The following is a 25,182-nucleotide window of genomic DNA, read 5'->3' on the forward strand; positions in this document are numbered from 1 at the left end:
ACCCCCTGTAGTGGGGGAGCAGTGGTGAGGGATGCTCCGTAGCGTTCTGTGTGGTTGCACAGTGCCGTCATGGGGGCGGATTCGCTGGTGGTGACCTGTTGAGGGGTTCTGCGCGTGTTCGCGACGTCGCCGTTGTCTGTTCGTTCTCCTTGGGTCGTGCTGGCCGTCGTCACGCTGGTGGCGCTGCTGGGGTCGTTGTTGGCGGTGGTCTCGCCACCTGCTCCGGCGCAGGCGGTCGCGACGGGTACGGGTGGGCAGTTCGTGCCGATGCCGACCAACGCCAGGATCTTCGACGGCGCCACGCCTGCCGGGTCGTCGACGACGGTGCCGGTAGCCGGGGTGAAGGGGATCCCCGCTGACGGTGTCGGCGCGATCAGTGTGCTGGCGACGGTCGCGGACGCGAACGGCACCGGGCAGCTGAAGGGTCGAGCGGAGTCGAGCGACGGGCCGACGCTGCTGATGATCTACGGCAGCGGAGTGGCGGGGAACACGTCGAACACGTCGTTGCTCGCGGTCGGGGACGACGGATCCATCCGGATCGACACGACGACTGCGCAGTCGCGGGTGATCCTGGACGTGACCGGCTACTACACGTCCACGGCGAACGGTGTCGGCGCTGGCGGGTTCGTTCCGCTGTCCGGGACCCGGATCGCGAACACGGCGGACGGCACGAACGTGCGGCAGGGTGCCCTGTCGGGTGGGGACAGCATCACGTTCCAGGTCACCGGCAAGGGTGGCGTTCCGACGAACGCGGCCGCGGTCGCGGTCAGTGTCGTGGTGCAGAACACCGGCGGTGGGGCCGGGTGGGTGCGTCCGTCGCCGTCCGATGGACCCAAGAGCACGGGGTCGTTGAACTACCCGTCGACGAAGCTGACCACGGCGATGAGCGCGCAGGTCGCTGTCGGCTCCGATGGGAAGATCACGATCGACAACGCTCCCGACGGTGGCACGGTGCAGATCCAGGTCGACGTGCAGGGGTACTTCGTCCCCAGCAATCCGGGTGGCGGGTTCACTCCGGGAACGGGCCGCATCGTCGACACCCGCACGTCCTCGAGCGTCGGGGCGAATGCGTCGGTCGCGGTGCAGGTCGCGGGAGTTGCTGGGATCGGGACGGTCGAGGGTGGCCTGTCGGCGGTCGCGGTGACGGTCACGGCGATCCACTCGGGCACGACCGGCGGGTACGCGAAGGCATGGGCGGACGGTTCCTCCGAGCCCACCGGCGCGGTCATCGGGTATGCGCCGACGTCGTCGATCCGGACGACGACGGCGATCCTGCCCGTGGGGTCGAACGGGAAGGTGCGGATCCAGAACGTTTCATCGGGGACCACGGACTTCGTCCTCGACCTGCAGGGCACCTACAACTGGCTGCCGGGCGGACCCGTGTCGACGAACGTCACCGGGCAGCGGACGTCCGCGACGACGCTGCCGTTCCCGATCTCGGACCAGACCAACGCGAGCGTCGACGTCGGCACAGGTAACCTGCTCGTCACCACGAGTGCGCTGACGCTGCCGGGTGTGACGCAGAGCACGACGATCGGTGCTGCGTACAACTCGCGGTCGACGACGACGGCGAACAGCAACACGATGGAAGCGAACCGGTGGCAGTACGCCCTCGCGGGTGCCGGGGACCTGTCGGCGAACGCTGCCGGTGTGGTCTACACGGACGCGGTCGGGACGGCGTGGCAGTTCAAGCCCACCGGGACCGCGGGTGGGTTCACGTCCCCGCCAGGCCTGCAGATGACGTTGGCGCGGGTCGCGAACGCGGACACGCGGGAGTACACGCTGACGTCGTGGACGACGAACCAGGTCATCCACTTCACCCTCGGCGGCCAGCCCAAGTCGGTCAACGACCGCAACGGCAACCAGGTCAGCTTCAACGTGGCGGCGGACAAGTTCTCGCTCGGCACCCTGGTCTCCACTGCCGGCACTGATGGCGCGAAGACGGCGAACGTGTCGTACGCGAACGGGAAGACGACGTTCACGCAGACCTCCGGCTCGTCGTCGCGGAGTGTTTCGTGGACGAAGAACGCCGCGGGTGACATCACGACGTACACGGACGCGACCGGAGCGACGACCACGTTCGGATACACGAGCGGGGACCTCACCTCGATCACCGCACCGACCGGCGGGGTGACCTCGTTCACGTACGACTCCACCAAGCGGGTCACGAAGGTGTCGCAGGCGAACACCACCGCCGGATCCCCGGGGACCGCGGTGACCCGCTTCGCGTACACGGACGGTGACACCACGCAGGTCGCCGACCCCCGCTCGAACCAGTCGCAGCCCGTCGCGACCGCGGACCACACCACGTACACGCTCAACGCTCGCGACCTCGTCACCAACGTCAAGGACGCGGCCGGCCGCGACCGATCGCGCACCTACAAGTCCACCAATAACGGCGTGGAGAGCTCGACGGTAGGCAGCGGTACTGACGCCTCGGTGACGAACAACAAGTTCGACGGCAACAACGGCCAGTCGTTGACGCAGTCGCAGTCCGCCTCCGGCAGCACCAGCATCGGGGAGTACGGCAACGCGGCGCCGACGGCGTACCTGCCGGCTTCCACGACGGACAGCTCCGGCAACGAGACGAAGTACGGCTACGACGGCCCCGGGAACCAGACCTCGACGGGCACCGGCAGTGGTCCGGAAGCTGCTGAGGCGAAGCTCGAGTACAACAACAAGAAGGACGGGGACAAGTACGCGTGGGGTGCGGTGAAGTCCGCGACCGCTCCCGGTAACACGGTAAAGACGACGTACAACTACGACGACTACAACCAGCTGTTCACCATCGACGCGCCGGCGAACACGGTCGGACAGCAGAAGTACGCCTACGACGACTTCGGCCGCGTCTCGTCCCACACCGACGGTGGTGGCGGCGTCACCTCATACACGTACGACAACGACGACCGGCTCCTGACGACGACGTTCGCCGACAGCGCTCTGACTGTGACGAACACGTACGACGGCAACGGCAACCAGCTCACCCAGCAGTCCGCGACCGGCACCGTGACGAACACGTTCGACCAGCGCAACCGCCTCATCTCCACGGTCAACACCGCCGGCGGCGGCACCGTCTCCTACGGATACGACCTCGCCGGGAACACGGTCCGGGTCACGGATCAGCACGGTGACGTCACGCACAACTACGACCCGTCGAACGTGCTCACCGCGACCACGTACCCGACCGATGCCGGGACGGCGAAGCAGATCTACCTCACCGACGATCACGGCCGCCGCACCGACACCTGGCTTGGCGCCTCCAGCGCCGCAACACCCGGCGTAAAGCCGGCGTCGTGGCAGGGCCACCAGCACATCGACTACGACTCCTCCAGCAAGGTCACCCGCGTCCACGCCTGGGCCGGCGACAACGACGCAACCCCGGTCGTGAACACCCTCTACTGCTACATCGCCGGCGCCGCTACCAGCGGCGACTGCGCTGCGGACAAGGCCAACGACCGCGACAAGCTGCAGTGGTCCCGCAACGACCTCCCCGGCAGCGGTCAGAAGACCACCTCGTACACGTACGACTCCAACAGCCGCCTCACCAAGGCCGCTCAGGCCGGCGGTGCGACGAACACAACGTGGGCGTACACGTACGACGCGGCGGGGAACCGGCTCACCGCGAAGCAGACCGGTGACGCCACGAGCTCGCAGACGCTGACGTTCAACTCGATCGGGCAGATTACCTCGGCCGGGTACGCGTACGACGGCGTCGGGAACCTCACCGCGGCACCGGGTGAGACGTTCATCTACAACGACGCGCAGCAGCTGACCGCGTCGACGAAGAACGGCGTCACCACCCGGTACGAGTACGCCGGCGCCGACATGAACAAACTCCTCAAGCAGTCCACAGACGGAGGAGCGGAGTACGACTACACGTATGGCAAGGGCATCACATCCCGCACCGTGGCCGGTACCGGAACCGCATCGGTGATCAGCGACCCGACCACCGGACAGCCACTAGACCTGCAAACGACTGACGGTGTCACAAGCATGTGGGTCGTCGATGGGATCGGAAACCCCGCAGCAGCGATCGCCGACACCGGCAACATCGCCTACACCGTCAGCTATGACCCCTACGGCGCCGAAACAGTCAACGGCGGTTCGAGCGCGCAATGGCAGCAAAACCCGTATGGATTCAAGAGCGGCCTCCGCTCGTCCAGCACCGACGTCGGGCTTACCAAATTCGGATACCGGTGGCAAACGACCGAAACCGGCGGATGGATGCAGCGAGACACCCTCGACGCACCCCTCAGCCCCAGTAACGCTGCGCGATACGCCTATGCCGCCGACGATCCCATCAACAGTAGTGACGCAACGGGCCGCTATACTACTTACTCCCTTGGGGCCTGTGCCTTTATATGTGCGAGCTTCGGTATCACGACAGACAGCACCGGTGTTGCCGTCACTGGCTACTATGGTGCCAGCGTGTTCGGCGTTCCGGGCGCTCCGGGCGCTAGTGGCTCGGTGACAGGCGCGCCGGGGGACGCGGGTAATAGTCTCAATAGCTTCACGTGTAATGGCGCTCTCGGACCGTACTCAGGCGCCTACGACTTTAGTTCCTCCGGAGGGTACAGTGACGGGTTCGGTTCTGGTGGAGTCGGCGCCGACTGCGGATTTTCCTCAACGCAATTCATCACGGGCCCAAAATCCACTCCCTAGGGGAAGGTATTCAGATGCGCAACTGGGCGGGTAGACAAAGTGCAGTGTGCCTAACTCTCGCGATTGTTGGGCTTGCAGTGGCAATGATCCCCATTGCGTTTATCGTTCTCGTTTTTACGGCAGTGCATAACCCAGCGGCAGCGTGGTCGATCGCCGCAGGCACATCCGTCCCGCTCGTGCTGTTTGGCGGCGGTGGGACATTTTTCCTGGTGCTTTGGCTCAGGCGTCTGCCGTAGCTCGAGAAAAGCGAAGAGTGCCGACGACAGCGCGGCAAGGAAGCGCGTAATCAGCCGTCTCGCGTTGGCGGGCTTCTATCTTTCCTTGAAGAGGGCCACGCCCGGAGTTGTTGGGCTCTTATCGGACGCGGCTGCGGGGCATTCAAAGGGTGACGAGCAAGCACGCTTGGCGACACCTGTTTGCCATGTTGACAATAGCTCTCGCCGTTGCGGTGGAATTCTCCAATTATTAAACGCATTTGAGTTGCGGCCGGCGCTCGGCATGAAGATTAGCGCAGGAAAGGGAGTAGCTGTCAATCTGATCGGCCCAATCATCGGGGGTCGGTTTCGTCTGGGCAACACGGGGGACTCCGCCGGTTGACGCATGACGGGTGATGTCCAGTCCGCGTGTCCGTCCCGTGCCCCGGGCACCTCCGTTACAGACGGACGGCGCAGATGCGAACGTCGCGTGCGGCCCAAACCCTCCGTACTGGCTGCGCACCGATCACTTAACGAGGCATGCTTATGAGCATGTCCGATGACCTCGCCTCCCACCCAACGCTTGCTGCAGAAGTGCGGCAACCCCTGCAACTTATTGGAGGAGTCAACTTCAGCACTTGGCCGGACCTGAAGTGGACTCGTGGCAGCTCTCACGCATCGACACTTCGGTCGAAGTTTGACGAGTGGACAGCGAGTGCTCCCGTTTCAATCGAGACGATCCTCAGGGGGACCGGATCAGTATCGATTTGGTTGCGCGAGTACCGAAGGGCATCCCGAAGCATGAGTGGTCTCTTGATCTAGGCGATACCCTTCATGGGTTGCGTAGTTCCTTTGATGCGATCGCATGGGGAATGGCACATTTCCAGGGACGAACGCCCGCCAACCCCAAGTCTGTGTATTTTCCCATATGTTCTTCGGAGTCCGATTGGAAGCGTGCATTGAAGGGATGGGTGGGTGACATTCATCCGGAATTTCAAGAGCGACTCCGGGCGATGCAACCCTTCACCTACACGCCGAAGGGAAACCCATCTATATTGTCGATGGTGTCACGAGCTGGACTTGCAGGATAAGCATAGAGATCTGCTTTTGGTATCGTTCGACGTGCCGACAGTCCAGCTGGGTGGCTTCTACGAGTACGAGGATGCGTTGGTTGCTGCTGTGCCTACGATAGATATGCGCCCCGATGTGAAATTTCAAGACGGAGCCGTACTTGGTACGCTGGATGCTGGCGCAACCGTCCGGGCGGCTGACCAATTAATCGTTCGGCCCGCTGTCAAGATGCAGCTCGAGTACCGTGACACCATTTATGACGTAATCCCGACGCTTGATAGGCTAGTCACAGACACGCGTCGATACCTCGATGTCCTCCTAAGTGGACTTGAAGAGACGAACGAGCAACCGGCCCCCGATTGAGTGAGTTGACAAAGGATCGGATATTGGACGGCGCGACCGATCATGTAGTTCGCGGGTGTCTAGAGTCGTTTAGACAGACCGCGGGAGTCGAGTTCTGCCGGTTTCCGGCCCGACCTTCCACGAGTGGCTCGCGACCGCACGGCCGTAGCCGACGCACCGGAGCCGCACCGCGCCTCCCGGCCCCAGCACGCAGAACGGCCGGCCCCTGTCGGAGCCGGCCGTCCTGCGGAGCGCAGAAGCTACGCGGTGAGCACCGCAGCCGACGGATCGAAGTCCTCCGGCAGCGGCGGGACACGGTCCACCGTCGACGTGATGTCGACCGCGGAACCCGACGCCGCCGCGTCGCGGATGCCGAGCAGCACGTCGAGGACGTGCAGCGCGACCGCACCCGAGGCACGCTCGGGACGGTCCTCGGCGATGGCGCGGGCGAGCTCGACGACCCCGGTGCCACGGCCCCAGGTGGAGCCGATCGCCTCGAGGGTCTCGGGCTCCTCCTGGCCGTAGCGCCAGAGCTGCGACGAGCCCTCGAACGTGTTCGGGTCCGGCAGCGAGATCGTGCCGAGCGTGCCGTTGATCTCGACGAAGCCCATGCGCGGCAGCGCGTGCTGGAACGAGAACGTCGACTGGGCGGACTGCCCGCCGGCGAACTCGATCAGCGCGGCGTGGTGCGTGGGGACCTCGACCGGGAACGTCTCGCCGGCGCGGGGGCCGGACGCGATCGTGCGACGGTCGAGCGACTTCGAGGACACGGCCTGCACGCGGCTGGCGGTACCGAACGCGTGCACGAGGGTCGTCACGTAGTACGGGCCCATGTCGAACAGGGGACCGGCGCCCTCGGCGAACAGGAAGTCCGGGTTCGGGTGCCACGCCTCGGGTCCGGGCACGTGGAACAGCGTCGTCGCGGTCAGCGGCTCGCCGATGTCGCCGCGGGCGATGGCACGGAGCGCCGTCTGGATGCCCGCGCCGAGCACGGTGTCCGGCGCGGTCGCGACCCGGAGTCCCTTCGACGCAGCGGAGGCGAGCACCGCGGCGGCCGACTCGTGGTCGGTCGCGATCGGCTTCTCGCTCCACACGTGCTTGCCGGCGTCGATGATCTGCTGGTCGACCTCGGCGTGGGCCGCCGGGATCGTCAGGTTGATCACGATGCTGATGTCGTCGCGGGCGAGGAGCTCCTCGACCGAGCCGGACGCGCCGACCCCGTACTCCGCTGCCTGGGCCGCTGCGCGGTCGAGCAGCACGTCGGCGACGAACCGGACCTCGACGTCGGCGAACTTGGTCAGGTTCTCCAGGTACTGCGTGGAGATGTTGCCGGCACCGATGATGCCGATCCCGACACGGGTCACTTGTCGTTGTCCTTCAGCCAGGCGAGGGACTCGGTGATGCCCTCGAAGACGTCGCCGGAGTACGCGTCGAACTCGACGACGCGGATGGCCTGCGGCGCCGCGGCGAGGATGGCCGGGACGTCGACGTCACCCTGACCGGCGGGGGTCTGGTTCTCGAAGGCACGCTGCAGCGCCTCGGGGACGACGAGCGCGCTCTCGGACGAGGGCAGCGCGGTGAGGATGTCGCCGTCGACCTTGCCGTCCTTGACGTGGATCGCGACGACGCGGTCGCCGAGCGACTTCAGGACGGCGGGGGCATCGGCGCCACCGACGGTCGCCCAGAAGGTGTCGAGCTCGAGCACCGTCTCCGGGCTGATCTGCGAGACGAAGTGGTCGTAGACCGTGCGGCCGTCGACCTTGTTCGTGAACTCCCACTGGTGGTTGTGGTAGCCGAACTTGAGGCCGCGCGAGGCTGCCTCGGCGGTGAGGACGTTGACGCGCTCGGCGATCTTCGCGACGTCGTCGGCGGTCTGCCAGCGGTCGGTCGGGATGAACGGGTCGATGACGGTCTGGATGCCGAGGCGCTCGGCCGCGTCCCAGATCGGGGCGGTGTCGTCGGCGTCGATCACAGCGACGTGGCCGGACGGGGCCTTCAGGCCGGTGGCGGCGAAGGCACGCTCGAGGTCCGCGGCACGCTCGACGAACGCGTAGGGCTCGACGTTCTCGTACCCGATCTCGGCGACACGGGCGATCGCCTTGTCGAGGTCTTCCGCGATGGCGTCGCGCAGCGAGTACAGCTGCACAGAGGTGGTGGGCATTGCGTGAGGCTCCTTCGGTCCTGACTGGGTGTCGCGGCACCGGGTGTCGCAGCACCGGGTGTCGCAGTCCGTCGAGGAGCGATGCTCCACGGCGAGATCGATGACGACGCTACCCCAAAAACCACCCGGTGTGTAGTTTTTGCTGCGCTCCGTGACGCACGCCGCTGCATGAACGACACCTGTCGATGTATGCTCAGCCAGTCAAAACCGTGCGCAAGATGGTTTTGGACGGCGAAGCATCGACTCAAGGAGGCGTCATGAGCACACCCGAACCCGGCAGCCCGGCACTGCTGAACCCCGAAGAGGGCATCACGCAGCCGGTCAGCACGATGCGGGTGGGCATCGGCTACCAGATCGCGCTGTTCCTCGGACAGTTCGGCCTCTTCGTCGCGCTCATGGCACCGGTCTACGTGAGCATGCAGCTCAAGGCGCAGGCCCTGGTCGGGGACGACGCCGCGAACGTCATCGGCTCCGTCCTGCCGATCGGTGCGTTCGGCGCGCTCATCATGAACCCCCTGGCCGGCGCGCTGTCCGACCGCACCCGCACCCGCTGGGGCCGGCGTCGTCCGTGGCTCATGAGCGGTGTCGTCGTCTTCGCGATCGCACTCGCCTGGATCGCCTACGCACCCGACGTGCTCAACCTGACGCTCGCGTGGCTGCTCGCACAGCTCGCCGCCAACGCGACCCTCGCCACCCTGCTGGCGAGCTTCGCCGACAACGTCCCGCAGCTCCAGCGCGGCCGGTCGTCGAGCATCATCGCGCTCGCGCAGAACCTCGCCGTGCTCGCCGGCACCTACCTGTCGGTGTTCTTCGTCGCGAACCTGCCCGTGCTGTTCATCGCGCCCGGCATCCTGGCGATCATCCTCGTCGCCGTCTACGCGGTCGTCGCCCGGGACGAGCTGCCGACGTACACGCTCAAGAAGTTCACGTTCCTCAACCTCATCTCGTCGTTCTGGACGAACCCGATCAAGAACCCGGACTTCGCGTTCGCGTGGTGGTCGCGCTTCCTGATCATCCTCGCGACGTTCATGTTCACGACGTACCGGCTGCTCTACATGCAGGAGCACATCGGCATCGAGGACGCGAAGCAGGCCACCGAGGCCGTCGCGTTCGGCGTGCTGCTCTACACGATCGCGCTCCTGGTCAGCGCGGCGCTCTCGGGGTGGGCGTCCGACAAGCTGGGTCGCCGCAAGGTGTTCGTCGGCGGCTCGACGGCCCTCTTCGCGGTGGGCCTCGTCGTCCTCGCGCACGCCGAGACCGTGAACGGCTTCTACGTCGCCGAGGTCATCATGGGCTTCGCCTACGGGATCTACTCCGCGATCGACACCGCACTCGTCGTCGACGTGCTCCCGAACGCCGACCGTCCCGGCAAGGACCTCGGCGTCATCAACATCGCGAACGCGCTGCCCCAGTCACTCGCGCCGGCGATCTCGCTCTTCTTCCTGTCCATCGGCAGCTCGCACGCCGACAACTACGTCCTCATGTGCTGGGCCGCGGGTGTCGTCGCACTCCTCGGCGCCCTTGTGGTGATCCCCATCAAGCGGGTTCGATAGCCGGATGCACCAGCTCGGGGTCGACGAGGACCGCAGACAGCTCGCCGGGTGGCGGAACGCCATCGTCATCGCCTTCGCGATCGGTGGGGTGAGCCTCGCTGCGTGGGGTCCGCGGCTGCCCGAGCTCCGGCTCGAGCTCGGTGTGGACGTCGGGACCATCGGGCTCATGCTCGGCGGGGTCACGATCGGGTCCATCGGCGGCCTGCTCAGCGCGGCCCCGCTGCTGCGCCGACTCGGCGGGCGCCGGGCGCTCACCGCGGTGGTCGTGCTGGTCCCGGTCGCGATCGCCGTCATCGGGACGGCAGCCGCGCTCCACTCCGTCCCGCTGGCAGCGGTCGGGTTCGTGGTCGCCGGCGCGGGCATCGGCTCGCTGGACGTGATGGCGAACGTCGAGGGCACCGCGATCGAGGCGCTCGCCGGGCGCACGCTGCTCCCGCTGATGCACGCGGCCTGGTCGGGAGGCGCGGCCCTCGGCGCCGGGATCGCCGCCCTCTGCGCGTGGCTCGGCATCACCCCGTCGGCGCAGCTCCTCGGTGAGGCCGCCGTCATCCTCGTGGTCGGTGTGCTCGCGATGCGGGGCATCCCGGACGGCACCCGTGCCGAGGAACACGACACGACGCTCACACCCCGGCAGCGACTCCGGCAGTGGGCACGAGGGTGGGCGGACGTCCGACTGCTCCTCATCGGGGTGGTCATGCTCGGCGTCGAACTCGGTGAGGGCTCGGCGAACAACTGGCTCGCCCTCGCCACCACCGACGGGCACGGGCAGACCGCCGCCGTCGGTGCGCTGTTCTTCACGGTGTTCGCCGTCTCCGAGGCGGCCACCCGCGTCTTCGCCGGACCCGTCGTTGACCGGCTCGGACGTGTGCGGACCGTGCGGTGGACGACCGCGCTCGGCATCGTCGGCGCCGTGCTCTTCATCGTCGGCGGGAGCTGGTGGCTCACCCTCGTGGGCGTCGTGCTCTGGGCGGTCGGCGTCTCCATGGGCTTCCCGCTCGGGATGTCGGCTGCGGCGCAGAGCGGCCCGAACCCGGCGGCCCGTGTCAGCGTGGTCGCCTCGATCGGGTACTTCGCGAACTTCGCGGGGCCGCCCGTCATCGGTGCGATCGCGGAGCACGTCGGCGCGCTGAGCGCGCTCTGGCTGGTGGCGGTGCTGTTCGTCGCGGCGTTCGCCGCGTCCGGCTCGTTGCGGCCCGTCGTGCGCCGCGACTGACGGAGGGACTGCGGGACGGGAGGCGCGGTGCGGGCCCGCACCGTCCCTCCAGGCCGTCCACTGGTCACGCTGGCTAGCGTGGACGGATGCTCGACGCCGCATCGCTGACCTGGGACCCACCTGCCGGACGCATCACCGGCGTCGCGGACGGGAGTGTCGTCCGGGCCCTCGGCATCCCCTACGCCCGCGCCGAGCGCTTCGCCGTCCCGGAGCCGGTCCCCGCGTTCGCCGAGCCGTTCCCGGCGACCACCCCGTCGCCCGTGGCGCCGCAGTCGCAGGCGACCTTCGTCGACCAGCTGCTCCACCCGGTGGAGGGCCTCGTCGTCGACGAGCACTGCCAGCGGCTGTCGATCACGCTGCCCGCCGACGCCCGGCCGGACGAGCGGCTGCCCGTCATCGTCTGGATCCACGGCGGCTCCTACGTCATCGGCGGCGGTGACCTGCCGATCTACGATGCGCGCGACCTCGTCACGGAGCAGCGGGTCGTGTTCGTCTCGGTGACGTTCCGGCTCGGTGTGCTCGGGTTCCTCGGCGACGGGGAGACCGTCCCGGCGAACCTCGGGCTGCTCGACCTCGTCGAGGCGCTGCGGTGGGTGCAGGCGAACATCGCGGCCTTCGGTGGTGACCCGGACCTCGTCACCGTGGCTGGTCAGTCCGCCGGGGGCGACGCCGCGGCCCACCTCATGATCAGCGACGGAGCAGCCGGCCTCTTCCGGCGGGTGATCGTCCAGAGTGCACCGCTCGGGCTGTCGCGGGGTCGGGCGCGGATGAACCGGGCGATGGTCCGGGCCGTCGGGGCCGTGCTCCCGGACACCCCGCTCGACGAGGTGCTCGATCGCCAGGCCCTCGGCAGCCGCGCCGCCGCGCCCTTCGGGTTGCCCGGAGGCATGCCCTACGGCACCCAGTACGGGTTCGCGCCGCTCCCCGCCGAGCGTGACACCGGGCAGGCCTGGCGCGACGCGGCTCCGGACGTCGACGTCCTGATCGGCTCCGGTGCGGACGAGACCGCGATGTACGTGCCGCTGATCCCCGGGCTGCGATCACTCGCCCGGGTGCGAGCCGTGCGACCGCTGCTGCGCTGGCTGCTCGTGCGCCCGCTGTCCGAGGTCATCTACGGGCGGGACGTCCGTCGGTTCGCCGCGCGGCACCGGGCCGCCGGTGGTCGGGCGACCTCGTACCGGCTGCACCGCGGCGTGACCGTGCAGCCGACCGGGGCCGTGCACATGAGCGACCTGCCGCTGCTGCTCGGCGGTCGCGAGGCCTGGGCCGGCTCGCGCTTCGTGCCGCAGCGGGACTGGCCCGAGGTCGAGCGGCGCGGGCGGGCCTTCCGGGCGATCTGGGCGGATTTCGCGCGGACCGGTCGGGTCACCGCGGCGGACGACGAGACGCTGACGTTCGACCGGGGCTGACGGGCGGCCTCGTGCTGGCGTGGCGGAGGTCCGCGGGGCGGGGCCGGCGTGGTGCGCCTGGTACCTGCCCCTCCGGCGGGGCCGGCACGGTGCGGCCGGGCGCCTGGTACCACCCCTGAACTGGCGACTCGCGGGGCCGCCGGGTCCCCCGGAGAATCGACGGCATGCCCGAGTCCGACGCCGACCTGCGCGCCCGCATCGTCACGGGCGCCATCGAGTCGTACCGCGCGTCGGACTTCCACACCGTCGGTCCCGCCGAGGTCGCCGCCCACGCCGAGGTCCCCGAAGCCGAGGTCCGACGGGTCTACCCGCTGTGGGAGCTCCTCGTCGTCGCGGTCATGGACCGGTGGAACAACGGCAGCCGTCGTGCGCTGTGGGTCGTCGCCGAGCGCTCGGGCGCGGTCGCGTACCTCCGCGCGCGACTCGAGGTCGGCCGGGACGACCCCGCACTGGTCCGGCTCCGGGTCGCGTTGCTCAGCGCCGCCTCGAGCCCCGACCACCCCGCGGCCGGCTGGTTCCGCGGGCAGTACACCCGCTCGTTCGAGGACGTGACGCTCGCCCTCGTGCGGGACGTCGTCGCCGGACGGGAGCCGCGCGGGACCTCGCCCCGGCACGCCGCCGAGCAGCTCGTCGCCCTCTACGAGGGGCTGCAGCTGCAGTCGCTCCTGCGCGACGACGCCGATCCCCTCGCCGGGTTCGACCGCGCGGTCGCACGGATGCGGGTCGGCTGGGCGTCTGCCGCCGCGACCGTCTGAGCGGTCACGGGCCTGGTCGTCAGCAGTCCTTCCGGTAGACCCAGCGACGCGGCGTCGGGTGCGACACCTCGGTGAAGCCCGCCGCCTCGAACACCGACCGCGGCCCGACGAACATCGCGCCGCCGCCGTCCGTCGCACCCGGAGCCGGTTCCGTCGGGTACCCCTCGACCGCCGTCGCACCCGATCGACGCGCGTGGTCCACCGCCCCGCCGAGCAGCGCACGGCTGACGCCCTGCCGGCGGAAGCCCCGCCGGACGACGAAGCACGAGACCACCCAGACCGCCGGGTCGTCGGGGTCCTCGTCACGCCCGCTCCACGGCACCTTCGCGCCGCGCAGCCGCACCAGCCCGGGCCGGGGTTCGACCGCCACCCACCCCACCGGTTCGCCGTCGCGGTAGGCGACCACTCCGGTCGTCGTGCGCGCCGCGGGGTCGTCACAGCCGGTCTCCCGGTGGAAGCGCTCGCGGCGTTCGTCGTTCGGCATCGCCCGGAACTCCGCCGCCGAGGCCTTGAACCACCGACACCAGCAGTGCGCCGGATCGCCGCACTCGCCGAAGACCAGTTCGAGGTCCGTCCACGCCGCCTCGTTCGCGGGCAGGCAGGTGATCGCGCCGAGGGGCGTCGGGGTCGAGGTCGTCATCGTCACCGTCCGGGAGAGCGTCGGTGCCGGTCACGGTAGTCCGGTCCCGACGCGTCGGTCCTGGAGGCGCGGCGCGGCTCGCCGACGTCGGCGCACGCACCTGGCATGGTCGGCTGATGGAGTACACGGACTACGACACGCGGCTCGCCGCCTACGGCGTGATCACCGACGGTGACCGGGTGCTCCTCGCCAAGCTCCGGATCCCCGAGGCGGGGACGTGGACGCTCCCCGGCGGCGGGGTCGAGTTCGACGAGAGCGTCGAGCAGGCCGTCGTCCGCGAGATCCGGGAGGAGACCGGGTACGAGGCGTCCGTCGGGGAACTGCTCGGTGTGCGGCACCACATCGTGCCGGCCGAGCGTCGCATCCACGCGAACGGCCGGGCGATGAAGGCCGTGCAGGTGGTCTTCCGGGCGTCGATCACCGGCGGGGCGCTGCGTTCCGAGGAGGACGGCTCGACCGACGAGGCCGCGTGGATCCCAATCGCGGACCTGCCGCACCGTCGGCACGGGCTCGTCGTGCCGATCGCTCTCGGCTGGGCCGGCGTCCTGCCCCGCTGACCCGCCCGTTCGTCAGCTCGCGAGCAGACTCACGAACGGCGCCGGCACGTGGTTCGGCACGGGTGGGCGCACCTGCCACCCGAGCGCCCGGAGGGCAGCTGCCGTCTCGGCCGAGAACTGCCGGGCGGTGGTGGCGGCTTCGTCTCGCCGCCAGTGCTTCCGGTACTCGTGCACGGCGCGCTCCCAGCCCGGACGAGCATCGACGCCGCACTCCGTCACCACGAACTCGACGACGTCCGCGAGGCTCGGCCGGAAGTGGGGGTCGCCGAGCGGGAAGTGCAGCGACGAGAGCCGTGCCGGATCGCGACGCCCGGCCCCGCGGTCGCCGGTGCGCGACAGGAGAGCGCTGAACGACCCGCGCTCGGCATGGAGGTGCCAGTGCGACGGGGGCGTGTTGGTCAGGGAGTCCTGGAACTCGAAGCGGACGAGCGGCTGCCGGTCGGTCGTGAGGAAGAGCGTGAACCGGCTCTCCTCCACTGCCAGCACGGCATGATGCGGGTGCCAGCGGTACCTGAAGAAGATCCGGAGCCGGGCGACGTGCTCGCCCCCCGCGTGGAGCATCGCGGCAGCACCGCGTTCATCGCCGGTTCCGAGCATGATCGAGTTGCTCGGTACCTCGTGGATGACGCTCAGCTCGGCGCCGTGGTCCGGCAGGACCGCGTCGAGCAGTACCTGAGCGCGATCGATCTGCAGCGTCGCGGCGTCGACGAACTCGGCGATCATCGGTCGCCCAACACGAACGAGATGTCAGCGAGGGCCTCACGAGCGCAGTACTCGTCTTCGTCGAGGTCGCGCCACGCCTCGACGGGGGCGAACTCGCGTTCGTCCAGGTTCCACTTGCGGTACAACTCCGCGCGCTCAGCACGCAGTTCGTCGCGATTGACGATCCGGATCTCCACGGCTCTCTCCTTCGTCGGGAGAGCGAGCGTAGGACGGCCTTGGACGCGCGCGCGAGCTTTCTGCATACAGAATGTCGCGCGACTCCCGCTACTGCTCGAGGACGCTCAGCACGTTGCCCGAGGGGTCGGTGAACCAAGCGATGAGCGGGCCGCCCTTGCGGTTCACGCCCTTCTCGTCGGTCATCCCCTCGTAGTGCAGGAAGGGCACACCCTTCGCCGTGAGCTCGTCCACCGCGTCGTCGACCGACGGCACCGGGAAGTTCAGCACCGTGAAGGACGCCGGCTCGTGCGCGGGACCCTTGGGGTAGACGAGCACACCGTGCCCGTCTCCGAGCTGCAGGAAGAGCATGCCGTGGTCCTCGGTGACCTCGACCCCCAGGACGTCCTCGTAGAACGCCTTCGCCTCGGGCACGTCACGCACCGAGAACCCGCTGAACGCCTTCGTCGCATCGACCATGCGGCAAGTGAACCACCCGGGACCGGTGTCGGCGCGCTCTGCCAGGATGAAGCCGTGCTCCCGCCCGAGATGTCCGTCGATGACGCGGTCGACCGCGCGATCCGGCTCGCCACGGACGGGCAGCGCTCCGTGCTCGGCATCGCCGGCGCTCCCGGTGCCGGCAAGTCGACGCTGGCACGCCGGATCGTCGCAGGGGTGGACGCAGCGCTCGGTGCCGGCACCGCCGTGCAGGTCCCGATGGACGGGTTCCACCTGGCGAACACGGCGCTGGACGCCCTCGGCCGCCACGACCGCAAGGGCGCGATCGACACCTTCGACGGGGACGGCTACGTCGCGCTCGTCCGTCGGCTGGTCGCAGGCGACGAGGCCGTGGTGTGGGCACCCGACTTCGACCGGCGCGTCGACGAACCCGTCGCGGGCAGCATCGCCGTCCCGCAGCGGACCCGGCTCGTGGTGTCCGAGGGGAACTACCTGCTCGACGACAGCGATCCCTGGGCAGCGCTCGCCGACCTCTTCACCGAGACGTGGTTCTGCGCTGTGGACGACACCGTGCGCGTCGATCGTCTGGTGGGCCGGCACATGCGGCACGGCCGCGACCACGAGGCGGCCCGCACCTGGGCGGTCGAGGTCGACGGTGTGAACGCGGTGCGGGTCGCTCCCACGGTGATCCGCGCCTCCAGGACCGTGCGGACGTGACCACGAGATCCCAGCGACGACCACGACAGGAGCGACCATGACCATCGCACTCACCGGCGCGACCGGCAAGATCGGCGGCGCCGTGGCGCGCGCCCTGGCGAACGGCGGTGTGCCGTTCCGGATGATCGTGCGGGACGCCTCCCGGGCGCCGGAACTCCCCGGAGCCGAGGTCGCGATCGCGTCGTTCGGTGACGCCGAGGCGAGCCGCGCGGCGCTCGAGGGCGTCGACCTGCTGCTCATGGTCTCCGGCGCCGAGGCGGTGGACCGTCTCGCCCAGCACCGCTCGTTCGTCTCCGCTGCCGCGACGGCCGGCGTGCGGCACGTGGTCTACACGTCGTTCGTGGGCGCGGCGGCGGACGCGACCTTCACGCTCGGCCGCGACCACTGGGCGACCGAGGAGGCGATCCGGGCGACCTCGATGGCGCACACGTTCCTCCGGGACTCCTTCTACCTGGACTTCGTCGAGGACCTCGTCGGCGAGGACGGCGTCATCCGGGGGCCGGCGGGCGACGGGGCCATGGCAGCGGTCGCGCGAGCCGACGTCGCCCGGGTCGCGACCGAGGTCCTGCGGAACCCGGCGGCGCACCTCGACCGGACGTACGAGCTGACGGGGCCCGCGGCGATCACCCTGCACGAGGCGGCTGCCACCGTGTCCGAGGTCCGTGGGCGCGAGGTCACCTACCACCCGGAGACGCTCGAGGAGGCGTACGCCTCGCGCGCGCGGTGGAACCCGGAGCCGTGGCAGGCGGACGCGTGGGTGAGCACCTACACGGCGATCGCCGAGGGGGCGCTCGCGCGGGTGTCGGGCGACGTCGAGCGGGTCACGGGGCGCCGGCCGATGTCGTTGCGCGAGGTGCTGCTCGCCGGCTGACGGTGCCCGCGCCGGCGGCTCGGGTGTCGAACCACGATCCCGACACCGAACCACGTGATCGGCGTGGTTCGATGTCGTAACCGTGGTTCGACCCCGCCCGCGACTCCGCCGAGCGCGTCCCCGAGCGCGCCACCGCCACCCCCGCCCGCGACCGCGGCGCCGCCGGCCCGCCCAGCCGGTCCACCGACCGGCCCGGCAGCCCGCACCGCCACACCGTCCACCCGATGCCCGTCACCGCCCACGGGTGCGCCGGCACCCGCGCCCCCGGGTCGACGTCGGCGACCGCCCGACATCCTCCCGCCAGCGCCGCCCGCAGCACCGGATCGGTCCGTGGCGCCCCGGCCTGCACCACCAGCACCCGGAGCCCGCCGGCGATCCGCTGCCGCACCTGCCGCGCCGTGAACACCGGCACCGTCCCCGAGAACCCGCCGTCGGTCAGCACCGGCAGCCCGGTCGCGTCGATCACGGGCGACGAGATGCGCCACGTGTCGGTCAGGAAGAGCGGCACGCTGTCGCGGTACCCGTCGAGGCGCCGCGCCGTCCGGACGAGGTGCCGGAACACGACCGGGTACGGCGCCGAGGACCCGCCCCACCAGTCCGGCCGGGAGACCCGGAAGGCCTCGGCCCGACCGTCCGGAACCCGCCAGCGCGGGACCCACGAGCCGACCGAGGCGTCGCTCCCGCTCCCGTCGCGCGCGGCGTCGAGCGCCTGCAGCGAGAAGGCCGCGGGACCGGCGACGAGAGCGAGTCCGGCTGCGAGGGCGATCGCGGCCCGGGAGGCGCGGTGCCGGCCCGGCCCGCGCGTCCCCTCCCAGCGTGGTCGCCACAGGAACGCGACCACCGTCGCGAGCACGGCCGCGACCCCGACGACGAGGGCCGGCGTCGCGAGCACCGCCGGCATCGCGGCACCTCGGGCCAGGAACGCCCACCACGCGAGCTGCGCGGTCGCCAGGACCACCGGCACCACCCGGAGCCACGCCGACTGCGCCCGCACCAGGCCGACAGCGCCGCGCCACCCCAGGGCCGCGAGGACGGCGAGCTGCACACCGACCGCAGCGACGTACGCGGTGTGCGGCACCTTCGCCACCGAGAGCACGGCGGCCGCGGTCAGGAGCCAGACGGTGACCACGAGCAGCGTGGCCGAACCGGCACGGGTGTCGAACGCCCGACCGAAGACGCTGCCGACCCGTGTGCCGGTCCGGCGGACGAGGAGCAGGACGACGGCGAGCGTGACCGCGAACAGGGCTGCGGGGAGGAGCCAGGCCACCTGCGACGCCAGGTGCGGCTCGATGAGCTTCGTCACACCGCCCGGACCGCCGAGGCGTGCCGGCCGGGCGGCGGGACCCTCGGTCGTGCTGACGGAGCCGGGCACCGCTCCCGGCAGGAACCGGTCGATGCCGTTGTAGCCGAACACCATGGCGAACGGGCTGTCGTCGGTCGAGCCGTCGATCCACGGTCGGGCGCCCGCCGGGGTGAGGGCCAGCCCGACCACCCACGCGAGCGACGCCGCGACCGACACCGCACCGAGGACCACCGCGCGACCGATGCGGGCGCCGGTGCCGAGCCGGGTGCCGTCCCGGCCGGCCGTGGCGACGAGCGTGCCGAGCACCAGTGCGGGCAGCACGAACCACGCCTGCAGCATCTTCGCCTGGAACCCGACGCCGACCGCGAGCCCGGCGGCGACGAGCGGCCACCACCGGCCCGTCATCGCCGCCCGTTGCCAGCAGAGCAGGGCGACCGCCAGGGCCGCCGTGACCATCCCGTCCTCCATCGGGTGGGCGAACATCGACACGAAGATCGGCGTCGTCGCCGCTGCACCCGCGGCGACGAGCCCCGTCCCGACCCCGGCCCACCGGAGTCCGACGAGCGAGCAAGCCCACAGCGTGACCAGACCCTCGACGACCTGGGGGAGCGCGAGTGCGGCGGTGGAGTCGCCGAACAGCCGGATGCTGAGCGCCTGGGGAACGGCGAACCCGCTGAGCTTGTCGAGGGTCACCGTCGCCGAGGGGTCGAACGCGCCGGAGAAGAGCGCCGGCCACGACTCGGACATCGACCGGGCGGACGCCTCGTAGAACCCGGAGTCACCGCCGCGGGCCAGGTTCCACCCGAGCAGCACGGTCATGCCCGCCGCGATCAGGAGCAGGGCGCAGCGTGCCGCGAGCGGCTGGTCCCGCCACCGTGCGAGTCGTCGAGTGTCCACCCTCCGGACCTTGGCCGCCCGGGATGACGGTGGACCGGGACGGCGCCGCCAGCTCGCCCCGAAGTCACGCGCGGCGCTGAGACGACGTGCGGGTGCGACCGGGCCGCACCAGCGGATCCCCGGTCGAGCCGGAACGTGGTCTCAGGCCACCCGTCGGGCCGCGAACGTCCCCACGATCCCGAGCGTCAGCACGGCGACGAGCACGACGAGCAACGGTGCCGTCCAGTCGCCGGTGATCCCGTGCAACGAACCGGCGACGAGCGGCCCCGCGGAACCGAGCAGGTACCCGCCACCCTGCACGAACGCGGACATCCGCCGCGCGTCGGCGTCGCTCGACACGATCCGGACGATCACGATGAAGATCACCGTGATGCCGCCGCCCTGTGCCGCGCCGCCGAGGACGGACCAGAGCAGCCAGAGCTGCGGGGCGAACAGCAGCCCGAGCGGCATCGCGAGCCAGAGGAACGCGACGAGGGCGATGATCGCGCGCGGACGCCACTTCGCCGCGAGCACGGGGACACCGAGCGCCCCGACGACCGCGAGGATCTGGAACACCGACGAGCTCGCCCCGGACGACGCCTTCGAGAAGCCGATCTCGTCGTGCAGCAGCGTCGGGATCCACGCGGTGAGGGCGTAGTACGAGAACGCCTGGCCGCCGAACGCGAGGGTCAGCCCCCAGGTGATGAGCCGACGAGCGGGGCGCACCTGCGCGGACCCCGCACCGCCGTCGACCGTCCGGACCGCACCCGTGCCGAGCACCTGGTCGATCGGCCCCGTCTCGACGACGGGCTCGGACGCCGTCGGACGGCGCCACGCGGCCCGGGCACCGACCGCGTAGGTCCAGGCGAGCCCGGCCACCACGGCGAACACCGCCCAGACCGCGATCGCGACCGGCCAGCCCCAGCTCGCGGCGATCGGCGCGGTGCCGAGCGAGGTGATCATCGACCCGACGTTGAGCGCGGACGTGTAGACGCCGGTGACCAGGCCGACCCGCTCGGGCGAGGTGTCCCGCCGGATCACGACGGGGATCACCACGTTGCCGATCGTGATCCCGATGCCGATCACGGCGGTGCCGACGAGCAGCGCCGCGGACGACGGCATCGAGCGGACGACGGTGCCGACGAGCACGATGACGAGGGAGAGCGACACCGCGCGCTCGGGGTCGGCCTTCGCGATGACCCAGCTGGCGAACGGCGTCGCGAGCGCGAAGCAGAGGACCGGGATCGTCGTCAGCAGCCCGGCGACCGTCGCGGTCAGGCCGAGGTCCACACGGACGTCGCCGATGACCGGGGCCGTCGCGACGATCGGCCCGCGGAAGTTCAGCGCGATGAGGACGATGGCTGCCGGCAGCAGCCAGGCGGCACCGCGCAGTCCCGCCGCCGCCCGGCCGCCCGCCCCGGTCGTCACGAGGACGGCAGCAGGATCGGGAGCAGGTCGAGCGGGGTCGCAGCCTGCGCGATGGTGCCCTCGGCCTCGGCGGGGGAGCCGTAGCCCCACTCGGCGAAGATCGTCGGGACCCCGTGCACGGCCGCCCCCTGGACGTCGTGCAGGCGGTCCCCGATCAGCACCGGGCGGCTCGTGTCGAACCCGCGGGCGTCGAGGCGGCGCAGGGCTTCCTCGACCACGTCGGCCTTCGACGAGCGGACCTCGTCGTCGCTGGCGCCCGTGATGATGTCGATGTCGCCGGTGAGGCCGTAGTGCTCGAGGATGTACGTCGCCGGCGTCTCGGGCTTGCTCGTCGCGGTCGAGATCGGCAGCCCGGCGTCGTGCAGGGTGCGCAGGACGACGTCGATCCCGGGGAACATCGCCGAGTCGAGGGCACCGTGCGAGAAGTAGTGCTCGCGGTACACGGACAGCGTGTGCTCGGCCTGTTCGGCGTCCATGCCCATCGCCGTCGTGAAGGTGTCCATGATCGGCGGGCCCACGAACGACAGCAGCGTCGCGTGGTCCGGCACGGGGACCCCGACCTTCCGGAACGTGTGGGTGAGGCTCTCGAGGATGCCCGGCGCGGAATCGCTGATGGTGCCGTCGAGGTCGAAGAGGATGGCGGAGAACGGGCTGGTCATGTCCCACTCAGCCTAGCCGGGGCCCTGGTGGCGACCGCCCGGCGGGCGCGACGGCACCGGCGGACGCGAGCCGCGCCTCCAGTCCGACCGCTCAGAAGAGGCGGGTGTGGCCGCCCTCGATGCCCCGCATCGCGTCGTAGTCGAGCACGAGGACGCGGATCCCGCGGTCCTCGGCGAGGGTGCGCGCCTGCGGCGCCACCGTCTGCGCGGCGAGCACACCCTGCACCGGCCGCAGCAGCGGATCGCGGTTCATGAGTTCGAGGTACCTGGTGAGCTGCTCGACCGCGTCGATGTTGGCGTTCCGCTTCATCTCGACGGCGACGCTCGCCCCAGCCCCGTCGCGGGCGAGGATGTCCACCGGGCCGATCGCGGTCATGTACTCGCGGCGGACCAGCGTGTGGCCGTCGCCGAGCAGCTCGATCTGCTCCGCGAGGAGCTGCTGCAGGTGCGCCTCGACGCCGTCCTTCACGAGGCCCGGGTCGACGCCGAGGTCGTGGGACTCGTCGGAGACGACCTCGTACAGGGAGACGATGAGCTTGTCCTGCGTCTTCTTCTGCGTGACCGTCCACACCTGCGTGATGCCGGCACTCGACTGCTCCTCGTCCGGCTCGGTGATCTCGATCGAGCACGGCGGGCTCATCCAGTTGAGCGGCTTGTAGCTGCCGCCGTCGGAGTGGACGAGCAGCGAACCGTCGGCCTTCAGCATGAGCAGACGGGTCGCGAGCGGCAGGTGGGCTGAGAGCCGGCCCGCGTAGTCGACGGAGCAGCGGGCGATGACGAGACGCACCCGGAGAGCCTAACCGGCGTCGCGACCGCCCGTGGTGCTGTCGGCGCTCCTGGCCGCGTCGGCGCGCTGGGCCTGGAGGCGCGGCTCGTCCCCGCCGTCCACGTCGCCGCCCCGGCGGGTCGGCCGGGCGGCGGCGCCGCGCTCACGGGCGGCACCCGACGCGAGTCCCGCCGCGATGATGAACACGAAGACCACCAGGAGCGCACCGAGCAGCCCCACCTGCTCGCCGAGGAACCCGATGAGCGGCGGTCCCGCGAGGAACGCCACGTACCCGATCGTCGCCACGGCGCTGACCCGGGCGGCGGCGGTCCGGGGGTCGTCGGCCGCGGCGGACATGCCCATCGGGAAGCCGAGGCTCGCCCCGAGACCCCACAGCACGACCCCGACGATGGCGAGCGGCACGTTGTCGATGAAGATGAGCATGCCGAGGCCGACGACCGCGACGGCGGCGCTGATGCGGAGGATCGGCACCCGCCCGAACCGGTCGATGAGCGGACTGCCGGCCACCCGGCCGACGGTCATGGCGGCGAGGAACACCGTGAGGACGGCGGCGCCCGCGGCGTTGTCGAGGCCGTGCCCGTCGATCATGGCCAGCGGCAGCCAGTCGTTCGCCGAGCCCTCGGCCAGGGCCATGCCGAGCACGATCACGCCGATGAGCAGGGTCGACGGCTGGGCCCAGACCTGCCAGCGGCTGACCGGCGTCGGCACCGGGCTGGTGTCGGTGGCGACGTGCTCCTCGAAGCGGTGCTCGTCCTGGAAGTGCGTGACGGCGACGAGCATCGCGGCACTCGTGACGACGACGAGGACGATGAAGTGCCACGCGACCGGGACCTCGAGCGCCTCGGCGAGGGCTCCGAGGCCGGCACCGGCGAGCGTGCCGAGGCTGAACGCGGCGTGGAACAGCGGCATGATCGTGCGGCCGCCGGCCTTCTCCGCCGCGGCGCCGGACACGTTCATCGACACGTCGCACAGGCCGTTGCCGAACCCGAACGCGATGAGCGCGATCCAGATGGCGGCGAAGCCCCACCCGAGGCTCACCGCCAGCCCGGCGAAGACCATCCCGAGGGCCAGGCACGCTGCGGCCACCTGGACGCCCCGGCGAGCCCCGAGCTTCGCGACGATGTGCCCGGCGAAGGTCAGGCCGCCGATCGAGCCGACCGCCATGCCGAGCACGAGCAGGCCCATCTCGAAGGTGCTCGCTCCGAGGGAGTCGCGGACGCTCGGGATCCGGCCGAGCCAGGTCGCGATGTCGAGGCCGGACAGGGTGAACACGACGAACACCGCGGTGATCCAGGCCCGTGTCGAGGGTGTGGTGCGGGCGGACGTCGTCGTCATGGTGGTCCCATCGTGCTTCGCTGCTGTGCTGCCGTGCGTGTCGCGGCTCGGTCGAATCGATTCGACCGCTGTTTCCGGCTACGCTAACGGGCGATGGACGAACCGGCAACAGGACCCGGCGCGTCGCGGACGGAGCACCACCGCGAGGACGCCGCCGATGCCCCGCGCGCCGGTGCGGTCCCGGCCGGTCCCGTCCCGGTCCGCCCCCGCCGTCCCACCCTCACCGCGGTGGCCCGCGCTGCCGGGGTCGCGCCCTCGACGGCCTCGCTTGCGTTCAGCGGCAGCGGCCCGGTCTCCGAGGACGCGAAGGCCCGCGTGCTCGCCGCCGCCGCCGAGCTCGGTTACGGCGGCCCGGACCCGCGTGCCCGTTCGCTGCGCCGCGGTCGCTCCGGCGTCATCGGCGTCGTCATGGACGAACGGCTGAGCGATGCCTTCCGCGACCCGGTGAACGTCCTGACGCTCGACGGCATCGCCGAGGTGGCCGGTGCCGCCGGTGCCTCGCTGCTGCTCGTCCGCAGCCCCCTCGACGACGAACAGGGCGCCGTCCCCCTCGTCGACGCCCCCATGGACGCCGTCGTCCTCGTCGGGTGCAACGTGCGGATCGACCCCGCGGTCGCCGTGCTCCGGCGCCGGCAGATCCCGGTCGTCGCGATCGAGGCGGACGACATCGAGGGTGCGGTGCCGATCCAGCTCGACAACCGCGAGGCCTCCCGCCGCGCGGCCGCCTTCCTGCGCGACCTCGGGCACGAGGCGGTCACCGTCGTGTCGCTGCCGCTCGACGGTGCGCACCGCCGCGGGCCGATCGACGCCGAGCGCGAGGCCGCTGGCATCGCCTTCACGTCCCTCGAACGCCTGCGCGGGGTCCGTGGGGTCTACCCCGACTCGGTCGCGATCGAGGCTGCCGGCAGCTCGGTCGAGGAAGGCCGGATCGCCGGCACCGCGCTCTTCGCCCCCGACGGGCCCCGGCCGACCGCGGTCATCGCGCAGAGCGACGTCCTCGCCGTCGGGGTGATCTCGGCCGCCCTCGACGCCGGACTCCGTGTTCCCGAGGACGTCAGCGTCGTCGGGTTCGACGGCATCACCGTGGACGACAGCCTGTTCCACCGCACCCGCATCCGGCAGCTGACCACGCTCGTGCAGCCGTTCGTGCAGAAGGGGCAGGCGGCGGCCCGTGCTGCCCTGGCGATGCTCGAGGGGGCTGAGCCCCAGCCGGCGGCGTTCCGATCGGAGCTCCGCATCGGGGACACGACGGGGCCGCCGCGGGCGGAGGGGCCGGCGGACGGGAGCCGACGCTGAGGTGTCCCGCGGGCTACG

Annotated in this window: 21 protein-coding genes; 10 read left to right on the plus strand and 11 right to left on the minus strand. The window is 70.5% G+C overall.

The annotated features are described in order from the left end of the window. The first annotated feature begins 156 nt into the window (after positions 1 to 156). Positions 157 to 4,662 carry a beta strand repeat-containing protein gene (locus ACIPEP_RS08405; protein WP_402716991.1) on the plus strand — a complete coding sequence of 1,502 codons (4,506 nt, stop codon included), beginning with the start codon at positions 157 to 159 and terminating at the stop codon, positions 4,660 to 4,662. 1,274 nt (positions 4,663 to 5,936) lie between these two features. Further along, a complete protein-coding gene (locus ACIPEP_RS08410; protein ID WP_402716992.1) occupies positions 5,937 to 6,290 on the plus strand; it encodes a hypothetical protein in 354 nt (117 codons plus the stop codon). Between the two features lie 239 nt (positions 6,291 to 6,529). Here ACIPEP_RS08410 and ACIPEP_RS08415 read toward each other — a convergent pair whose 3' ends face one another. Next, positions 6,530 to 7,633: a Gfo/Idh/MocA family protein gene (locus ACIPEP_RS08415; protein WP_071302235.1), complete on the minus strand. Its 1,104-nt coding sequence runs from the start codon at positions 7,631 to 7,633 to the stop codon at positions 6,530 to 6,532. Then, positions 7,630 to 8,430, minus strand: coding sequence for a sugar phosphate isomerase/epimerase family protein (locus tag ACIPEP_RS08420; RefSeq protein ID WP_402716993.1), 801 nt, complete (start codon positions 8,428 to 8,430; stop codon positions 7,630 to 7,632). Before ACIPEP_RS08420 ends, ACIPEP_RS08415 begins: the two co-directional genes overlap by 4 nt. A gap of 257 nt (positions 8,431 to 8,687) precedes the next feature. On the opposite strand from ACIPEP_RS08420, the gene ACIPEP_RS08425 reads away from it, so the two are divergent. The 4 genes from ACIPEP_RS08425 (at position 8,688) to ACIPEP_RS08440 (ending at position 13,360) form a co-directional block, all read left to right on the plus strand. Beyond that, positions 8,688 to 9,983 (plus strand): MFS transporter, encoded by a 1,296-nt coding sequence (locus ACIPEP_RS08425; RefSeq protein WP_071294300.1) that lies wholly within the window; start codon positions 8,688 to 8,690, stop codon positions 9,981 to 9,983. Between the two features lie 4 nt (positions 9,984 to 9,987). After that, a complete protein-coding gene (locus tag ACIPEP_RS08430) occupies positions 9,988 to 11,196 on the plus strand; it encodes an MFS transporter (protein ID WP_071302233.1) in 1,209 nt (402 codons plus the stop codon). An 86-nt stretch (positions 11,197 to 11,282) separates the two neighbouring features. Continuing rightward, positions 11,283 to 12,605: a carboxylesterase family protein gene (locus ACIPEP_RS08435; protein WP_402716994.1), complete on the plus strand. Its 1,323-nt coding sequence runs from the start codon at positions 11,283 to 11,285 to the stop codon at positions 12,603 to 12,605. A gap of 164 nt (positions 12,606 to 12,769) precedes the next feature. Next, positions 12,770 to 13,360, plus strand: a complete 591-nt coding sequence (locus ACIPEP_RS08440) for a TetR/AcrR family transcriptional regulator (RefSeq protein ID WP_402716995.1) — start codon at positions 12,770 to 12,772, stop codon at positions 13,358 to 13,360. A 19-nt stretch (positions 13,361 to 13,379) separates the two neighbouring features. Here ACIPEP_RS08440 and ACIPEP_RS08445 read toward each other — a convergent pair whose 3' ends face one another. Further along, positions 13,380 to 14,000, minus strand: coding sequence for a GNAT family N-acetyltransferase (locus ACIPEP_RS08445; RefSeq protein ID WP_402716996.1), 621 nt, complete (start codon positions 13,998 to 14,000; stop codon positions 13,380 to 13,382). A 116-nt stretch (positions 14,001 to 14,116) separates the two neighbouring features. Here ACIPEP_RS08445 and ACIPEP_RS08450 point away from each other — a divergent pair, with 116 nt between their 5' ends. Beyond that, on the plus strand, positions 14,117 to 14,557 hold the full coding sequence (locus ACIPEP_RS08450) for an NUDIX hydrolase (RefSeq protein WP_070417388.1): 441 nt from the start codon (positions 14,117 to 14,119) through the stop codon (positions 14,555 to 14,557). A gap of 12 nt (positions 14,558 to 14,569) precedes the next feature. Here ACIPEP_RS08450 and ACIPEP_RS08455 read toward each other — a convergent pair whose 3' ends face one another. The 3 genes from ACIPEP_RS08455 to ACIPEP_RS08465 all read right to left on the minus strand — a co-directional run bounded on the left by ACIPEP_RS08455 (position 14,570) and on the right by ACIPEP_RS08465 (position 15,913). Beyond that, positions 14,570 to 15,280 carry a hypothetical protein gene (locus ACIPEP_RS08455; RefSeq protein WP_402716997.1) on the minus strand — a complete coding sequence of 237 codons (711 nt, stop codon included), beginning with the start codon at positions 15,278 to 15,280 and terminating at the stop codon, positions 14,570 to 14,572. Further along, positions 15,277 to 15,456 carry a hypothetical protein gene (locus ACIPEP_RS08460; protein ID WP_070417386.1) on the minus strand — a complete coding sequence of 60 codons (180 nt, stop codon included), beginning with the start codon at positions 15,454 to 15,456 and terminating at the stop codon, positions 15,277 to 15,279. Before ACIPEP_RS08460 ends, ACIPEP_RS08455 begins: the two co-directional genes overlap by 4 nt. A gap of 88 nt (positions 15,457 to 15,544) precedes the next feature. Continuing rightward, complete coding sequence (locus ACIPEP_RS08465) at positions 15,545 to 15,913, minus strand: VOC family protein (RefSeq protein ID WP_402716998.1); 369 nt, start codon at positions 15,911 to 15,913, stop codon at positions 15,545 to 15,547. A gap of 69 nt (positions 15,914 to 15,982) precedes the next feature. Here ACIPEP_RS08465 and ACIPEP_RS08470 point away from each other — a divergent pair, with 69 nt between their 5' ends. Next, on the plus strand, positions 15,983 to 16,609 hold the full coding sequence (locus ACIPEP_RS08470; protein WP_402717071.1) for a nucleoside/nucleotide kinase family protein: 627 nt from the start codon (positions 15,983 to 15,985) through the stop codon (positions 16,607 to 16,609). A gap of 37 nt (positions 16,610 to 16,646) precedes the next feature. Continuing rightward, positions 16,647 to 17,480: an SDR family oxidoreductase gene (locus ACIPEP_RS08475; RefSeq protein WP_402716999.1), complete on the plus strand. Its 834-nt coding sequence runs from the start codon at positions 16,647 to 16,649 to the stop codon at positions 17,478 to 17,480. Here ACIPEP_RS08475 and ACIPEP_RS08480 read toward each other — a convergent pair. From ACIPEP_RS08480 to ACIPEP_RS08500, 5 genes are all read right to left on the minus strand, one after another. Beyond that, complete coding sequence (locus ACIPEP_RS08480) at positions 17,431 to 19,680, minus strand: ArnT family glycosyltransferase (protein WP_402717000.1); 2,250 nt, start codon at positions 19,678 to 19,680, stop codon at positions 17,431 to 17,433. The genes ACIPEP_RS08475 and ACIPEP_RS08480 overlap by 50 nt on opposite strands. A gap of 141 nt (positions 19,681 to 19,821) precedes the next feature. Next, positions 19,822 to 21,087, minus strand: coding sequence for a CynX/NimT family MFS transporter (locus ACIPEP_RS08485; protein WP_402717001.1), 1,266 nt, complete (start codon positions 21,085 to 21,087; stop codon positions 19,822 to 19,824). Then, complete coding sequence (locus tag ACIPEP_RS08490) at positions 21,084 to 21,746, minus strand: HAD hydrolase-like protein (protein WP_070417382.1); 663 nt, start codon at positions 21,744 to 21,746, stop codon at positions 21,084 to 21,086. Before ACIPEP_RS08490 ends, ACIPEP_RS08485 begins: the two co-directional genes overlap by 4 nt. 91 nt (positions 21,747 to 21,837) lie before the next feature. Next, positions 21,838 to 22,533: an endonuclease NucS gene (gene nucS / locus ACIPEP_RS08495; RefSeq protein ID WP_402717002.1), complete on the minus strand. Its 696-nt coding sequence runs from the start codon at positions 22,531 to 22,533 to the stop codon at positions 21,838 to 21,840. A gap of 9 nt (positions 22,534 to 22,542) precedes the next feature. Next, on the minus strand, positions 22,543 to 23,868 hold the full coding sequence (locus tag ACIPEP_RS08500) for an MFS transporter (protein ID WP_402717003.1): 1,326 nt from the start codon (positions 23,866 to 23,868) through the stop codon (positions 22,543 to 22,545). Positions 23,869 to 23,961: 93 nt separating this feature from the next. Here ACIPEP_RS08500 and ACIPEP_RS08505 point away from each other — a divergent pair, with 93 nt between their 5' ends. Next, positions 23,962 to 25,164 (plus strand): LacI family DNA-binding transcriptional regulator, encoded by a 1,203-nt coding sequence (locus tag ACIPEP_RS08505; RefSeq protein ID WP_402717004.1) that lies wholly within the window; start codon positions 23,962 to 23,964, stop codon positions 25,162 to 25,164. Positions 25,165 to 25,182 lie beyond the last annotated feature (18 nt).

It is taken from the genome of Curtobacterium sp. NPDC087082 (assembly GCF_044745045.1).
Lineage (GTDB): Bacteria > Actinomycetota > Actinomycetes > Actinomycetales > Microbacteriaceae > Curtobacterium.

Coding starts and splice junctions, on each gene's coding strand:
- ACIPEP_RS08440 (WP_402716995.1), top strand. CDS start 12,770: ATGCCCGAGTCCGACGCCGACCTGCGCGCCCGCATCGTCACGGGCGCC.
- ACIPEP_RS08455 (WP_402716997.1), bottom strand. CDS start 15,280: ATGATCGCCGAGTTCGTCGACGCCGCGACGCTGCAGATCGATCGCGCT.
- ACIPEP_RS08490 (WP_070417382.1), bottom strand. CDS start 21,746: ATGACCAGCCCGTTCTCCGCCATCCTCTTCGACCTCGACGGCACCATC.
- ACIPEP_RS08470 (WP_402717071.1), top strand. CDS start 15,983: ATGTCCGTCGATGACGCGGTCGACCGCGCGATCCGGCTCGCCACGGAC.
- ACIPEP_RS08435 (WP_402716994.1), top strand. CDS start 11,283: ATGCTCGACGCCGCATCGCTGACCTGGGACCCACCTGCCGGACGCATC.
- ACIPEP_RS08425 (WP_071294300.1), top strand. CDS start 8,688: ATGAGCACACCCGAACCCGGCAGCCCGGCACTGCTGAACCCCGAAGAG.
- ACIPEP_RS08505 (WP_402717004.1), top strand. CDS start 23,962: ATGGACGAACCGGCAACAGGACCCGGCGCGTCGCGGACGGAGCACCAC.
- ACIPEP_RS08500 (WP_402717003.1), bottom strand. CDS start 23,868: ATGACGACGACGTCCGCCCGCACCACACCCTCGACACGGGCCTGGATC.
- ACIPEP_RS08465 (WP_402716998.1), bottom strand. CDS start 15,913: ATGGTCGATGCGACGAAGGCGTTCAGCGGGTTCTCGGTGCGTGACGTG.
- ACIPEP_RS08450 (WP_070417388.1), top strand. CDS start 14,117: ATGGAGTACACGGACTACGACACGCGGCTCGCCGCCTACGGCGTGATC.
- ACIPEP_RS08475 (WP_402716999.1), top strand. CDS start 16,647: ATGACCATCGCACTCACCGGCGCGACCGGCAAGATCGGCGGCGCCGTG.
- ACIPEP_RS08430 (WP_071302233.1), top strand. CDS start 9,988: ATGCACCAGCTCGGGGTCGACGAGGACCGCAGACAGCTCGCCGGGTGG.
- ACIPEP_RS08420 (WP_402716993.1), bottom strand. CDS start 8,430: ATGCCCACCACCTCTGTGCAGCTGTACTCGCTGCGCGACGCCATCGCG.
- ACIPEP_RS08445 (WP_402716996.1), bottom strand. CDS start 14,000: ATGACGACCTCGACCCCGACGCCCCTCGGCGCGATCACCTGCCTGCCC.